Annotated in this window: 10 protein-coding genes; 7 read left to right on the top strand and 3 right to left on the bottom strand. The window is 72.1% G+C overall.

Annotated elements, in window-relative coordinates; all coding sequences use genetic code 11:
• Window positions 1–43 precede the first annotated feature (43 nt).
• From OO60_RS08325 to OO60_RS08305, 5 genes are read left to right on the top strand one after another with little or no spacing between them, the layout of a single operon-like run.
• Window positions 44–835 carry a hypothetical protein gene (locus OO60_RS08325; protein WP_003069915.1) on the top strand — a complete coding sequence of 264 codons (792 nt, stop codon included), beginning with the start codon at window positions 44–46 and terminating at the stop codon, window positions 833–835.
• A 26-nt stretch (window positions 836–861) separates the two neighbouring features.
• A complete protein-coding gene (locus OO60_RS08320; protein ID WP_003069912.1) occupies window positions 862–2,283 on the top strand; it encodes a methyltransferase in 1,422 nt (473 codons plus the stop codon).
• Complete coding sequence (locus tag OO60_RS08315) at window positions 2,270–5,029, top strand: condensation domain-containing protein (protein WP_033261136.1); 2,760 nt, start codon at window positions 2,270–2,272, stop codon at window positions 5,027–5,029. The genes OO60_RS08320 and OO60_RS08315 overlap by 14 nt, the downstream gene beginning before the upstream one ends.
• Window positions 5,026–6,771, top strand: coding sequence for a non-ribosomal peptide synthetase (locus OO60_RS08310; RefSeq protein WP_003069903.1), 1,746 nt, complete (start codon window positions 5,026–5,028; stop codon window positions 6,769–6,771). Before OO60_RS08315 ends, OO60_RS08310 begins: the two co-directional genes overlap by 4 nt.
• Window positions 6,772–6,782: 11 nt before the next feature.
• Entirely contained in the window at window positions 6,783–7,988 is a 1,206-nt protein-coding gene (locus tag OO60_RS08305) for a cytochrome P450 (RefSeq protein WP_162146211.1), read from the top strand.
• 185 nt (window positions 7,989–8,173) lie between these two features.
• Here the strand turns inward: OO60_RS08305 and OO60_RS08300 are convergent, their stop codons facing one another.
• The 3 genes from OO60_RS08300 to OO60_RS08290 form a co-directional block, all read right to left on the bottom strand.
• Entirely contained in the window at window positions 8,174–10,573 is a 2,400-nt protein-coding gene (locus tag OO60_RS08300; RefSeq protein ID WP_051767653.1) for a beta-glucosidase family protein, read from the bottom strand.
• Window positions 10,574–10,720: 147 nt separating this feature from the next.
• A complete protein-coding gene (locus OO60_RS08295; RefSeq protein ID WP_155848863.1) occupies window positions 10,721–11,029 on the bottom strand; it encodes a hypothetical protein in 309 nt (102 codons plus the stop codon).
• Between the two features lie 13 nt (window positions 11,030–11,042).
• Window positions 11,043–12,356 (bottom strand): sensor histidine kinase, encoded by a 1,314-nt coding sequence (locus tag OO60_RS08290; protein ID WP_003069892.1) that lies wholly within the window; start codon window positions 12,354–12,356, stop codon window positions 11,043–11,045.
• A gap of 300 nt (window positions 12,357–12,656) precedes the next feature.
• Here OO60_RS08290 and OO60_RS08285 point away from each other — a divergent pair, with 300 nt between their 5' ends.
• Both OO60_RS08285 and OO60_RS08280 read left to right on the top strand, forming a co-directional pair.
• A complete protein-coding gene (locus OO60_RS08285; protein WP_003069890.1) occupies window positions 12,657–13,328 on the top strand; it encodes a VC0807 family protein in 672 nt (223 codons plus the stop codon).
• A 39-nt stretch (window positions 13,329–13,367) separates the two neighbouring features.
• On the top strand, window positions 13,368–14,561 hold the full coding sequence (locus tag OO60_RS08280) for a macrolide family glycosyltransferase (protein ID WP_003069888.1): 1,194 nt from the start codon (window positions 13,368–13,370) through the stop codon (window positions 14,559–14,561).
• Window positions 14,562–14,656: the final 95 nt, after the last annotated feature.

Raw genomic sequence — 14,656 nt, 5'->3', positions numbered from 1 at the left:
GTGCGGAAATCTTTGTTCTGCCAGAAAACAAGGGCGGGAAATCGTGACCGAACTCCATTCATGGCACCCGATCGACGAAAACGCGGACGACAAGGAAGTAATCATCACGGTTGATTTCACGGTCACCGGACGGCCGGAGGCGGGGTTCGCCGAGCTCGCGAAGCACCTCGAGACGCCCTACGGCATCTGGGAGAGCCTGCCGCCCGCGGTCGGCGACGAGACCGGCATGACCGGCGACGACTACCTCGACCGGTGGACCGGCGAGCTGCGCGCGAGCGGCGCCGAGGTCAAGGCGGTGTTCGGCTACTGCGCGTCGAGCGTGTTCGCCCTCGCCATCGCCGAGCGCATCGCGACCTGGCAGGCCAAGCCGCGGGTGGTCCTGTTCGACCCGACCGCCGCGACCGGGTTCACCGTGCTGTACTACGGCTTCTTCCGCGTGGTGGACGCCCTCGCGGCCGTCCTCACCGAGGACGAGGTGCAGCAGGCGCACGCCGCCGGCGAAGCCGCCCAGCGCACCCACGACGACCTCGAGACGCTCACGAAGGAGTTCGTGCGGCTCTACCGCGAGGTCGGCACCACGGCGTTCGAGCGCGTCGAGCTGGACGCCGACCGCGCCGAAGAACTCGTCGCGTGGTTCAGCAGCTACATGACCTACCTCGTGGCCGCCTCCCAGCTCACCGTCACCGGCGACCTCGCCGGTGTCGACGTGATCCGCTCCGCCGAACTGCCCGGCGCGCTGGAGATCGGCGCGCGCGAGATCCGGTTCGACATCGACCACTCCGGCCTGCTCAGCCAGCCGGAGGTCGCGCAGGCCGTCCGCGGCCTGCTCCCCTGACCGCCCGAACTCCCGCAGGAGAGCTGATGCCGACGTCACCGACCGGTCTGGGCACCGGCACGGAAAGCCAAGCCGAAGCCGCGCTCGCCGGGCACCCCGGGGTCGCGCGGGCCAGTGTCACCCGCGAACCCGGGACCGGGCGGCTCGTCGCCCACGTCGTGCCGCGCGACCCGGTCGCCGAAGCCGGCGACGACCGCGCGCGGGTCGACGAGTGGCAGCTCATCTACGAATGGGTCTACGGCGAGCTGCCCGAGGCCGGCGGGCTCGGCGAGAACTTCGTGGGCTGGCACAGCACCTACACCGGGCTGCCGATCGAACTCGCGCAGATGCGGGAGTGGCGGGACGCCACCGTCGAGCGGATCCGGGCGCTGCGGCCGCGCCGGGTGCTGGAGATCGGCGTCGGCACCGGCCTGCTGATGGCCAAGCTGGCACGGGAGTGCGAGGAGTACGTGGCGACGGACTTCTCCGCGACCGTGATCGAGACGCTCACCGGGCAGGTCGCCGCCGACCCCGCGCTGGCCCACGTACGGCTGCACAACCGCGAAGCCACCGATTTCTCGGGGCTGCCGCCGGACCGCTTCGACACGGTGGTGATCAACTCCGTCGTCCAGTACTTCCCCGACATCGGCTACCTCGCGGACGTCCTGCGCCAGGCCGCCGCGCTGGTCGTGCCCGGCGGCGCGGTGTTCGTCGGCGACGTGCGGAACCTGCGGCTGCTGCGGGCCTTCCGCACCGCGGTGCTCTCCGACGAGATCGCCGCCGCGCCGGAGACGGCACGCGAGCTGGTCGAGAACAGCGTCCTCGAAGAGAAGGAACTGCTCGTCGACCCGGACTTCTTCCCGGCGCTGGCCGCCACGCTGCCCGGCATCGCGGCGGCGGACGTCCGGCTGAAGCGGGCCCGCCACCACAACGAGCTGAGCCGGCACCGCTACGACGCCGTGCTGCGCAAGGAGCCCGCGGAGACCGTCGAACCCGCCCACACGCTGGCCTGGAACCCGGCCGCGCTGGAGACGCTGCTGAGCGACACCCGGCCGCCGTCCGCGCGGATCACCGGCGTGCCGAACGGCCGGGTCGCCCGCGAGCTGGCCGCCCTGGCCAAACTGGACACCGGCACCGCGCCCGCCGCGGTGACCGCGCCGGACCCCGAAGACCTGCACGAGATCGGCCGCCGTCGCGGCTACCAGGCCGCGGTGACGTGGTCGGCCGAAGGCGCCGGCCTGGTCGACGTCGTGTACACCCGCGAGCCGGTGACCGTGCCCGCTTCGGCCGCCACGCCCGGGCTGCCCTTCACCGCCTACGCGAACGCGCCCTCGCGCGCCGCGAAGACGAGCACGTTCGTCGCCGAGCTGCGGGCGTACCTGGCCGCGCGGCTGCCCGCCGAGGCGCTTCCGCACGCCTTCGTCACCGTCGAAGACCTTCCCGAAGGGACCGGCCATGCCGACCGCTGAGATTCCGGCGACCCGCAAGGAAGAAGGGCTCTGGCTGCTCGAACGGCTGGTGCCCGGCGAAGGCGTCAACAACGTGCCGGGCGTCGCGCTGCGGGTGGCGGGCCGGCTGGACCGGGCCGTCCTGCAGGAAGCCGTCGCCCAGCTGGTGCGCCGCTACGACGCCCTGCGAACGGTCTTCCACGCCGACGACACCCGGCTCACCAAGTCGGTGCTCACGTCCTTCCCGATCCGCCTCGAAGGCGAAGGCTGCGCCGACGTCGAAAGCGGGCTGCGGGAGCTGATCACCCGGCCGTTCACTTTGGACGGAACGCCGCTGCTGCGCGTCGGCCTGTACCACGGCCCCGAGCACGACTCGGTCGGCGTGGCCGTGCACCACCTCATCTTCGACGGCACGTCGATGTCGATCTTCCTGGAGGAACTCGCCGCCGCCTACGACGCGGTGCTCGCCGGTGACCTCCCGGACGCCGGCCCGCCCGTCCCGCTCTGGCCGGAGTCCGAGCCGAAGCCGGAGAGCCTCGCGTTCTGGCGCGAACACCTGCGCGGCTTCGACTCCGGGGGACCCGGCCTGTGGTGCGGCGGCCAGGAAAGCGCGCAGCCGACCCTGCGCGGCGAGCAGCTCGTCCGCCCGTTCTCCGCGGCCGCCAAGGACGTCGTCACCGCGCTGCAGAAGGAACTCAAGGCACCCGACGTCGTCGTGCTGCTCGCCGCCTACTACCTGCTGCTGCACGCCCACGGCGCCGGCGACGACCTCGCCGTCGGGTTCCCGGTGAACGTCCGCAGCCAGCAGGCCCAGCGCGCGATCGGCTACCACGTCAACATCGTCCCGCTGCGCGTGCGGATCGACCCGGCCGAGACGTTCCGGGTGTTCAGCCGCCGCGTGCGGGACCTGTTCTTCGAGGCCATCGCGCATGCGGACGTGCCGATGGACGTCCTGCTGCCGGAGGTCGAGCGCGCCGGTTCGTCCTGGCGCACCACGATGTTCCGGCACGTGTTCAACTACCTGCCCTTCGGCGGGCGGGCCGCGACGAGCCTCGGCGGCGCGCCCGCCGAAGTCGTCGAAATCGACCCTGGGCACAGCAAGTTCGACCTCGAGTTCGTCATCCTGCCCTCGGCGGAGGAGAGCCGGGTCAAGGCCGTCTACGGCGCCGAGGTGCTCGACCGCGGCGAGGTCGAGCTGCTGCTGGAGCGCTACGACGCCCTGCTGGTCGCGGCGGCGAGCGCGCCGGACCGGCCGCTGCGCGAGCTGGACGACTGGGGCGCCACCGACCACGCCGTGCTCGACGCGCCCGCGGCTCCCGCCGGAACGGACACCGTCCTCACCGCGATCGCCCGGCACGTCGCGGAAAACCCGGGTGCGCCCGCGATCGTGGCCGGCGAAGGCACGACGTCCTACCGGGATCTCTGGCGCGCCGCGGCCGCGGTCACGACCCTGCTGGCCGACGCCGGGACCGGACCGGGTGACGCGGTCGCCGTGACCGCCCCGCGCGGCCCGGACCTCGCGGCCGCGATCCTCGGCAGCTGGCTGGCCGGCGCCACCGTCACCACGGACGTCTCCGACGCGAAACTGGTGCTGGGTGCCGAGCGGATCTCCTACGCCGTCACGGTGACCGTCGACCCGGACGCGGCGGCCGTGTCCCCGGACAGCCGGGCCCTGCCGGGCGTGACCCACCGGGAACTCGCCGACTCGGTCCGGCCGGTCCCGGTGCCTTCCCGGCCGGTGCTGTGGCTGTCCGCGGCCGTTCCCGAGCTGCTCCTGGCCCTGACCAACGGCGTGCCGCTGGTCGTCGCACCGGACGCGGCCCGCACCGACGGCCACCTGCTCGCCGGGCTGCTCACCCGCCACGACGTCGGCCTCGTGCACGCCTCCCCGCTCGTCTGGGCCCGCGTGGCCGAGCACCTCGGCGAAGCGGTCGGCGGCCGCACCGCGCTGATCGGCGCCGAACCCGCGCCCAGCACGCTCGTCCGCACCCTGCGCGCCCTGGACGCCGACGTCCACACCGTGTTCCCCGCCCGCGGCCGCTGGGTGCTCGCCGACGGCGTGCCGGTCGCGGGTCTCGACGCCGACGTCGTCGCCCCGGACGGGCGGCGGCTGCCACTGGGCGTGCGCGGCGAACTGCAGCTCGGCACCGCCACCGGCGTGCTCGCGCACTGGCGCCCCGACGGATCCCTGCACGTCCACGGCCCCCTCGACCGCCAGCTGACGTTCGGCGGCACCCGCGTCGACCTAGCCACCGTCGAGGACGCCCTGACCACGCACACGGACGTCGTCGCCGCGGCGGTCACCCTGCGGCCCGGCGCGGCGGACCTGGTCGCCGTCGTGCAGGCGCCGGCCAAGCCGCAGCTCGCGGCCGACCTGGCCCGGCACGCCGAGACGGTCCTGCCGCCGCGGGCGCGTCCGGCGTGGTACCTGCGGGTCGACGTCCTGCCGGAGACAGCCGCGCACGAGGTGGACCGGACGGCGGTCGCCGAGCTGGCCGCCGCGGCCGGGCCGCCGCCGGAGGCCCCCGCCGAAGCCGCGCCCGACGCCACGACCGGCGCCGTCGTGGCGATGTTCGCGGAACTGCTCAAGCGCGCCGACGTCACCCCGGACACGAACTTCTTCGCCAGTGGCGGGCATTCGCTGCTGGCCGCCCAGCTCGTCCAGCGGATCCAGAAGCAGACCGGGGTCCGGCTGAAGCTGTCCGCCGCCTTCGCCCACCCGACGCCGGCCGCGCTGGCGGAGCTGATCACCGGGAGCGTCCGATGACCCCGTCCTTCAACCCGGCGCCCACTCCCTTCGGCCGGGCCGAAACCATGCACGGCCTGTTCGAGTGGTGCGCCTCGCGGTGGCCCGGCCGCACCGCGCTGCACCACCTCGGCCGGGACGTCACCTACCGGGAGCTGGCGGAGCTCGCCGACGCCTACGCGGCCGAGCTGCAGGCCCGCGGTGTCGAACGCGGCTCGATCGTGCCGGTGCTGCTGCCCCGCTCCCCCGAGCTGTTCGCGACGCTGCTGGCCGTGCTGAAGTGCGGCGCCGCCTATGCCGCACTGGACCTGCGGTGGCCGGTCGCGCGGCTGACCGAGCTGATCGAGCACCTCGGCGGGCCGGTGGTGGCCGCCGAGCGCGGTGCCGCGTGGCCGTCGGTGTGGTCGCCGCCGTCGCAGCCGATCCTCGGCGCCCGCCCGGCCGCGGTCGACGTCGGCCCCGACGACCCGTGCGCGGTCTTCTTCACCTCCGGGACCACCGGCACGCCGAAGGGCGTGGTCACCGCGCACCGCGGCAACGTCCGGCTCTTCGACGACTGGCTGTTCACGCCCCTGGACTCCGGCGCGGTGATGCCGCAGGCGCTCGCGGCGACGTGGGACGCCTTCGGCCTCGACTCGTGGGGCGTGCTGTTCAACGGCGGCACCCTGGTCCTGCTCGAAGACACCCTGGAGCTGGCGACGAAACTGCGTGACCTGATCACGATCCACGGCGTCACCACGATCTTCCCGCCCACCGCGGTGTTCCACAGCATGGTCGACAACGACCTCGACGCCTTCGCCGGCTTGCGCGCGGTGGGCACCGGCGGCGAGAAGCTCTCGCCGCGGCACGCCGCCCGGTTCCTCGAGGCGTACCCGGACATCCCGCTGTACAACATGTACGGCCCGGTCGAGTCGAGCGTCGCGGCCACCTGCCACCGCGTGCGGCCCTCCGACGGTCCCGAGGTGCCGCTCGGCGTCCCCTTCCCCAACACCCAGGCGTACATCCTCGACGGCGACCGGTTGTGCGACGTCGGCGAGAGCGGCGAAATCGCGTTGGGCGGCCGCGGCCTGGCGTTGGGGTACTTCAAGGACGACGAGCTGACCGCGCGGAAGTTCGTCACGATTTCCGGATTGGGGCGCGTGTACCGCACCGGCGACCTGGGCCGCTGGAGCGCCGACGGCCTGCTGCACTTCGAAGGCCGCGGGGACCGCCAGGTCAAGATCCGCGGCCACCGCATCGAGCTGGACGACGTCGAGCAGAACGCGGGGCAGGTGCCGGGGGTCGGCGCGTGCGCGGTGGTGCCGGTGACCGGCGCGGACGGCGCGTACGAGGACCTCTGCCTCTTCTACACCGGAACGCCCGGCGAAGACGAGCTGCGCGCGCAGCTGGCCGAGCGGCTGCCCGGCTACCTCGTGCCCGCGCTCGTGCAGCGGCTGGAACGGCTGCCCGTGCTGGAGGACCGGAAGCTCGACCGCCGGGCGCTGACCGAACTGGCCGCGCGCCTGCGGACGGCGGCCGGGCCTTCGGACGAGGTGCCGCTGTCGGAAACCGAAGCGGCGGTGGCGCGGATCCTGAAGGAGATCATCGGCGTGCCGACCATCGCTGTCGACGTCTCGTTCTTCCGGCAGGGCGGCAACTCGCTGTCCGCCGCCCAGCTGTGCTCCCGGATCAGCCGCGATCTCGGCGTCAAACTGCGGATCTCCCAGGTGTTCGAGGCACCGACCGTTCGGGGCGTGGCCGGGCTGATCGGGGCCGCGTCATGACGGTCCAGGACATGACCACCCAGATGCGGGTGCTGTGGACCCTCGGCGAACTCGGCGACCCGCTGGCCCTGCTGCTGCGCGGGCCGGAAGATCCCTACCCGCTCTACGAACGGATGCGCGCGAAGGGCCCGCTGCACCGCAGCGAGCTCGGCGCGTGGACGACGGTCGACCACGCGACGGCCACGACGGTGCTGCGCGACCGCCGGTTCGGGGTGCTCAAGTCCGACGGCAAACCGATCAGCCCGGTCATCACGACGTTCGACAACTCGATGCTCGGCGCGGACGGCGCCGACCACGCTCGGCTGCGGAAGCTGGCGACGCCGTTCCTCAGCCCCAAGGCGATCGCCGGGTTCCGCGACCGGCTGACCGCGATCTGCCACGAGCTCCTGGACCGCGTCGACACGAGCCGGGAGTTCGACCTGATGGCGTCGTTCGCCGACCTCATCCCGGTGACGGTGGTCGCGACGATCTTCGACATCCCCGAGCCGTTCCTCAGCCGCTACCTCGAGCACGGGCCGAAGTTCGGCACGATCTTCGACGAGATCACGTCGGTGGAGCACATCGCGGAGGTGCAGCGGTCGCTGGACGAGCTCGACGCGCTGTTCACCGAGCTGATGGAACTGCGCCTGGCCCACCCGGGCGACGACGCGATCAGCAAGCTGCTCACCGCCCGCCGCGAGGACCGGCTCACCACGCACGAACTGGTGTCGCTGTGCCAGCTGCTGACGCTGGCCGGCGCGGAGTCGACGGTGAACCTCATCGGCGTCGGCGTGAAGACGATGCTGGAGCGACGCGACCAGTGGGACAAGCTGGTGGCGGACCCGGACCTGGCGCCGCAGGCGGCGCAGGAGTCGCTGCGGTTCGAGGCGCCGGTCCAGCAGTCCAGCCGGGTGTCCACAGTGGACGTCACGGTGGGTGGCACGGTCATCCCCGCGGACACGGCGGTGGTGGTCCTCACGGCGGGCTGCAACCGCGACCCCCGGGTGTGGTCCGACCCCGACCACTTCGACATCACCCGCCCGACGACCCCGGACAACCTCTCGTTCTCGGGCGGCTCGCACTACTGCCTCGGCGCTCCCCTTGCGCGGCTGGAGGCGGACGTCGCGTTCCGCGTCCTGGCCACGAGGCTGCCGGACCTCCACCAGACGGGCCCGGCCGACCGCCGCCGCTCGGCGATCATCCGAGGCCTCCGCCACCTCCCGGTGGCAAACGGCTGACTCAGCCACGGAAACGGCCGGCGCCCCTGACGGGCACCGGCCGTTTCGTCGTGACCAGAGGGGAATCACGCGTGACCAGAAGGGCATCTCGCGTGCTTGAAGGGGCATCATGCGTGATTGTCGGGGCATCGCGCTGATGCCCCGCCAATCACACGTGATGCCCGTGGGGACACGCGTGATGCCCCTCAGCGCACGGCGATCCGGGTGCTCAGGGAGGACGACCCCAACTGGATCGCGCGGGTGCCGCCGCCGCGCTTCCACGCCTTCGCCGGTGCGTCCCAGTAGGACAGCTGGCGGGGGTCGACGTGGATCGTCAGCGTGCGGGAGGCACCGGGAGACAACGTCACCTTCGCGTAGCCGCCGAGGGATGTCGACGGCTGGGGCGCCGTCACCTCCGGGCTCGGGCCGACGAACACCTGGGCCACCTCCGTGCCCGTGCGGGTGCCCGTGTTCCGCACCGTCACCTTCACGTCCAGGCCGCCGTCGGAGGCGTTCGCCGCCGTCAGGCCGCTGTAGGCGAACGTCGTGTACGAAAGCCCGAAGCCGAACGGGAACAGCGGAGCCGTCTTGTGGCCCGCGTACCAGCGGTAACCGACGTTGACGCCCTCGGTGTAGGCCACCTGGCCGTCCTGCCCCGGGTACAGCCCGGCGCCGCCGCTGACCAGCGTGTGTGCCTCGTCCACCGGGAACGTCTGCGTAAGCTTGCCCTGCGGGTTGACATCGCCGTACAGCAGCGCCGTCGTCGCCTCCGCGCCCTTCTGGCCGGGGTACCACATCTCCAGCACCGCGGCCGTCTTGGCCAGCCACGGCATCTTCACCGCGGACCCGGTGTTCAGCACCACCACCGTGCGCGGGTTCGCCGCGGCGACCGCGTCGATCAGCTCGTCCTGATAACCCGGCAGCGAAAGGTCCGGCCGGTCGAGACCTTCGGAGCTGTCGTCGTAGGCGAACACGACCGGCGTGGTGGCCGCCTTGGCCGCCGCCACCGCCTGGGCGATCTTGGCCTGCGCCGCGGCCGGGGTGACCCAGTGCAGGTTGACCTTCAGCGGGTTGACGAAGTCCGCGAACCCGTACAGCAGCACCGTGTGCGGCCCCGCGGTCAGGTGCACGGTGATGCCGGTGTAGCCCGCCGCGATGGAGTCGCCGAACAGGCCGCTCGCCGTGCCGTCCACCTGGAAGAAGCCGCCGCCCCCGGTCGACTGCAGCTGGATGCTGTAGTCGCCTTCGCTCGGCGCGGTGATCGTGCCGTTGTAGAACACGCCTTCCGCGCCCGCCGGCAGCCCGCCGCCCTGGGTGAACGCCGGCGACAGCGCGTCGGCCGGCACGACGTCACCGGCCGGGTCGTAGCCCGGGGTGTACGTCGTCGTGCTGCCCGCCCGCTGCTTGATCAGGTCCACCGGCGCGGCCGGCGCGGCGGACGGCAGCACGTGCGAACTGCCGCCGCCGTTGAGCTTCGGGGTCTTCGCGTTGTAGCCGATCACCGCGACCTTGCCGGACCGGGCGGTGCTCAGCGGCAGCGTGGCCTTTTCGTTGCGCAGCAGGACCGCACCCGCCTGGGCGACGTCCTGCGCGGTCGACGTCAGCCCGGCCAGGTCACGGGACGGGCGGGCCGGGTTGTCGAGCAGGTGGAAGCGGTCCAGCTGGCCGAGGATGCGCCCGACCGCGGTGTCCAAAGCGGACTGCGGGATGGTGCCCGCGGTGATCGCGGCCTTGAGCTGGTCGCCGAAGTACGTCCCGTCCGGCATCTCCTGGTCGAGACCCTTCGGCAGGCTGCCGGGCGTCAGCGACATCCGCCAGTCCGACATCACCCAGCCCTGGAACGCCAGCTGCTCGCGCAGGATCCCGGTCAGCAGGTCGGAGTTCGCGCAGGCGGACGGCCCGTTGAGGTTGTTGTAGGAGCACATCACCGCGCCGGCCCCGGCCTTGACGGCGGCCTCGAACCCGGGCAGCTCGACCTCGTGCAGCGTCTGGTCGTCCATCACGACGTTGATCGTCTGCCGGTCGTTCTCCTGGTTGTTCCCGGCCAGGTGCTTGACGACCGGGACGGTGCCCTGGCCGGCGATGCCGCGCACCTCGGCGCCCGCCATCCGCGACGTCAGCAGCGGGTCCTCGCTGAAGGTCTCGAAATTCCGGCCGCCGTAGGGGATCCGGATCGTGTTGACCATCGGGGACAGCAGCACGTCGGTGCCCAGCGCGCGGGCTTCGCGGCCGACGCCGGCGCCGTAGCGGGTGGCGAGCGACTCGTCGAAGCTGGACGCGAGGGAAACCGGCGCGGGCATGACGACCGACGGTTTGTCGACGCGCACCCCGGCCGAGCCGTCGGCCAGCCGCAGCGACGGGATCCCGAGCCGCGGCACACCCGGCACGTACCCGGCTTCGCCGACGCTGTCCGGATCGTTTCCGCCGTGTACCAGGGAAAGCTTCTCGTCGAGGGTCAGCTCGCCGACGAGGCTCCGCACTCTCGGCGAGAACTTCGCGGCCGGGTCGGCCGCGGCGCCGGAGGCCGCCAGGCCGGACGTCAGCAGCACGCCGGCGAGGACGACCGCCGCCGCGCGCGGGCGCGCCCGGAGAAGATCATTACGCATAGTCACCCCAGAAACCCGCGAAAGGGTTGCCCCTGCCGCTTGTTGGTCCAATTGACGACCAACCTAGGTGACGGCTGCACGGACCGTAACCCCTGTCTTGACCAGCGCGTTCGACCGGTCAATCAGGACGGTGCGATGAACTCCGGGCTACTTCCGGGTGACGTCCAGGCTCGCCTCGCCACCGCGGATCTCCCCGAGGTGCAGGTGGTACCCGAGGAAGTCGAGATCGACGCCCTGGAAGAGGGAAACGCTGAGACCGTTCGACAGGAAAGTCACGGAATTGTTGTCCACTTTCTGCACCGCCAGTTCCTGCCCGCCGAGGTCGACCTTTCCGCCGCTGACGAGGTTGAAATGGCAGGCCCGGTCCGCGCAGCCCAGGTCGACCAAATGGTCGCACCCGGTCACCGAAAACGCGGCGACCACCGCGAACAGGCACACCACAATTGCGTGACGCATGCTGATCCCCCGGTTATTCGGCGTACGGAATGACGATCGTGATTTCGGTCGGCCCGCCGGGCGGGCTGGCACATTCCACGACGCCGTCGAACGCGGCGACCCGCCGCTGGACGCCCGCCAGCCCGGTGCCGCGGCTGAAGTCGGCGCCACCCTTGCCGTCGTCGGCGACGACCACCTGCAGCGCCCCCGGCGGGTGCGTGACGCTCACCCGCACGCGCTTGGCCGCCGCGTGCTTGGCCGCGTTCGCCAGCAGCTCGGCGACCGAGAAGTAGACGGCCGACTCCAGGGCCGCGTCCGGACGGCCGACCAGCCCGACCTCGACGTCGGTGGGCACCGGAGCGTCCATCGCGAGGTCCTCGAGCGCGGCACCGAGCCCGCGGTCGGCGAGCATCGGCGGCTGGATGCCGTGCACCAGCCCCCGCAGCTCCCGCAGCGCGGCGGCGGACAGCTCCCGCGCGCCGGCCAGCTGCCGCCGGACCTCGTCGGGGTCGGTGTCGAGCAGCAGCTCCGCGGTGCCGAGCGAAATGCCGATCGCGATCAGCCGCGCCTGAGCGCCGTCGTGCAGGTCACGCTCGATCCGCCGCAGCTCCGCGGCCTGCGCGTCGATCGCCGCCGCCCGCGTGGCGAACAGCCGCTCGACCCGCCGCGCCAGCAGCGCCCGTTCGTCGGGCGCGAGCAGCCACCGCGTCCAGGTCTCGTGCAGGCCCACCGCGCCCGGCGCGGCCACCAGCCCCAGCACGAGCAGGGCCAGCCCGGCGACGACCGTCGCGGCGATGCCGGCGGGGGTGGTCACCGGCAGCGGGAAGTACCACGCCCCGGCCGCGAGGTGCGCCGCGGTCAGCGGCGCGACCAGCAGGAACGCCCCGAACCCGGCGAGCGCGACCGGGACGGCCGCCAGCAGGCCGCCGGTCAGCGGGTTGACGACGAGCCAGCACAGGTCCCGCCAGGTCGCCGGGTCGGTGAAGAACCAGCGGCCGCGCCGCTGGGCCAGCGAAACCCAGCGGGACTTGTGGAAGTCGTAGCCGTTCCAGTACCAGCCGTTCTCCGTGCGCTCCAGGGCCGGCAACGGAAGATAGGGCGACTCGATCGGACGGCCGTAGAGCGACGGCGCGCATTTGCGGGAAAGGGCGGGCAACAGCCGGCACGCCGGAATGGCGACCAGTACGGTCAGTCCCGCGGCGGCGACGTATTCCGGCAGCCAGATCCGCGCGGGCACCGTGAGAACGCAGACCTGCGCCGCGGCGAACAGCACCAGAACGACCAGCCGCGCCATTCCGGCGAGCCCCCGCCGGACGGCCGAGGCGCTGCGCCGGGGAATCGTCGACATCGCCAGATCATACTCTCCGCGGGAGAGTGTTCCCGGTCGGCTCATCTGTCCCCCATCGTCTCCAGGGGGCCGGACCGGCCCGCTCGCACTCGAGGTCACTCCAGTCTGGGGACGCCACGGGGGCCGCACAATCGGCCAAGCCCACTCATAGGGGTATAGGTAGCCATACCCCTATGTTCGGCCTAACAGGCTCACGCCGACCGGTACCGCGACACTACCGTTGTCCCCGGAGCAGCGCCACGACGCAAGCGAATGGCGTTGGCGAATGAGAACCACCTCGCGAACCACCAGGAGCAAGCAATGAACGAAACCGGCATCCAACGCACCAAGGCCGCCGCGCCGTCGCACGGGGAACCGCGCAACCCGCGGCTGGCGCTGTTCGCTTCCGCGGCCTTCGACCTGATCGTCCCGCTCGCCGTCTACTACATCCTGCGCCAGAACGGCGTCCCGCTGTTGACCGCCGCGATCATCGGTGGCATCGTCCCGGTGGTCCGGACCGTGTACGTCTTCGCCCGCTACCGCAAGATCGACGGGCTGGGCCTGTTCATGGTGACGATGATGGTCATCGGCACCGCGGTCTCGCTGATTTCGGGCGACGCGCGGTTCTTCTTCGCCAAGGACGGCTGGCTCACCGCCATGTTCGGCGTCTGGATGCTGATCACGCTGTTCTTCGAGAAGCCGTTCTTCCTGCACGCCGGGGTCAGCATCGCGCGCACCAAGCGCGGCGGCGCCGGCGCGGAGGTCTGGGAGCGCCGCTGGGACACCGAGCCGCAGATGCGCCACGGCCTGCGCCTGCTGACCGTCGTGTTCGGCATCGGCATGATCGTGGACGCGGTCGTCCGCGTGGTGCTCGCCTACACCCTGCCGCTCGACGACATCAACCTGGTGACGACCGTGCAGTGGATCGTGGTCCTCGGCGGGCTCATCGGCTTCATGGCCTACTACACCCGCAAGCACGACCTGCGTGCCTGAGGGCTTCCGGCCGCCCACCGCAATCCGAGGAGCTTTCCCATGGCACACATCGCGCTGCTGAACATCCCCGCGTACGGCCACGTCATGCCGACGCTGGACGTGGCCGCCGAGCTGGTCCGCCGCGGGCACCGCGTCACCTACGCCACGACGGACCAGTTCGCGGACCTCGTGGCGGCGACCGGGGCGCAGGTCCTGCGCTACGAGTCCTCCCTGACGCCGAAGCCGCGCACCGAGGACCCGCCCGCCGACTTCGCCGCGTGGCTGCCGCTGGTGCTGGTCATGGAAAGCACCGCGACCATCCCGGTGTTCGAGGCCGCGTTCGCCGGCGACGTACCGGACCTGATCCTCTACGACCGCACGGTGTACGCGACCGGGCGGGTGCTCGCGGCGAAGTGGGGCGTGCCCGCGGTCGAGCTGTTCCCGTCCTTCGCGTACAACGACCACTGGTCGCTGGCGAAGTTCCTCGGCGAGGAAAACGGTTTCAGCGAGGAGCACCCGGCCCGGGTCGCTTTCCGCGAGAAGATCGCCGAGCTGACCGCGGCGCACGGCGTCCCGGCGATCTCGCCGGCCGACTTCGCCATCGGGCGCGAGGAGTTCGCGCTCGCCTTCGTCGCCAAGGAATTCCAGTACCGGGGCGAGACTTTCGACGACCGCTACGCGTTCGTCGGCCCGTGCCTGGGCGACCGGGCGTACCAGGGCAGCTGGCAGCCGCCGTCCGACGGCCGTCCGGTGCTGCTGGTTTCGCTCGGCACGGCGTTCAACGACCGGCCGGAGTTCTTCCGCGCCGTCGTGACGGCGTTCACCGGCGAAGACTGGCACGTCGTGCTCTCGATCGGCGCGCTCGACCCGGCTTCGCTCGGTGAGCTGCCGCCGAACATCGAGGCGCACGCCCAGGTGCCGCAGCTCGCGGTGCTGGACCACGCGTCGGCCTTCATCACCCACTCGGGGATGGGCGGGACGATGGAGGCGCTGTACTTCGACACGCCGATGGTGACCCTGCCGCAGAGCGTCGAGCAGGCCGCCGTCGCCAACCGGGTCGCCGAACTCGGCCTCGGCACGAACCTCGCCGGCCAGGAACCGACGCCCGAGCTGCTGCGGGACGCCGTGCGGTCGACGGCGGCCGACGGGCGGATCCGCGCCGCGGTCGCGGCGATGGGCGCGCGGGTCCGCGCCGCCGGCGGCGCCCCCCGCGCGGCCGACGAGCTCGAGCGGCACCTCAAGCACTCTTCCTGACCCGCTGGTTCGGCAGAACCAGCCGCCTGTGGGGAAGGGCCGAGGTTGTCCCCCAGCACCGCGGCCCTTCCTCACCTCTTTCTGCCCCTTTGATT

The organism is Amycolatopsis vancoresmycina (assembly GCF_000716785.1).
Taxonomy (GTDB): domain Bacteria; phylum Actinomycetota; class Actinomycetes; order Mycobacteriales; family Pseudonocardiaceae; genus Amycolatopsis; species Amycolatopsis vancoresmycina.
The sequence above is the reverse complement of the archived record's forward strand: the minus strand, read 5'-3'. Positions and strand labels throughout refer to the sequence as shown.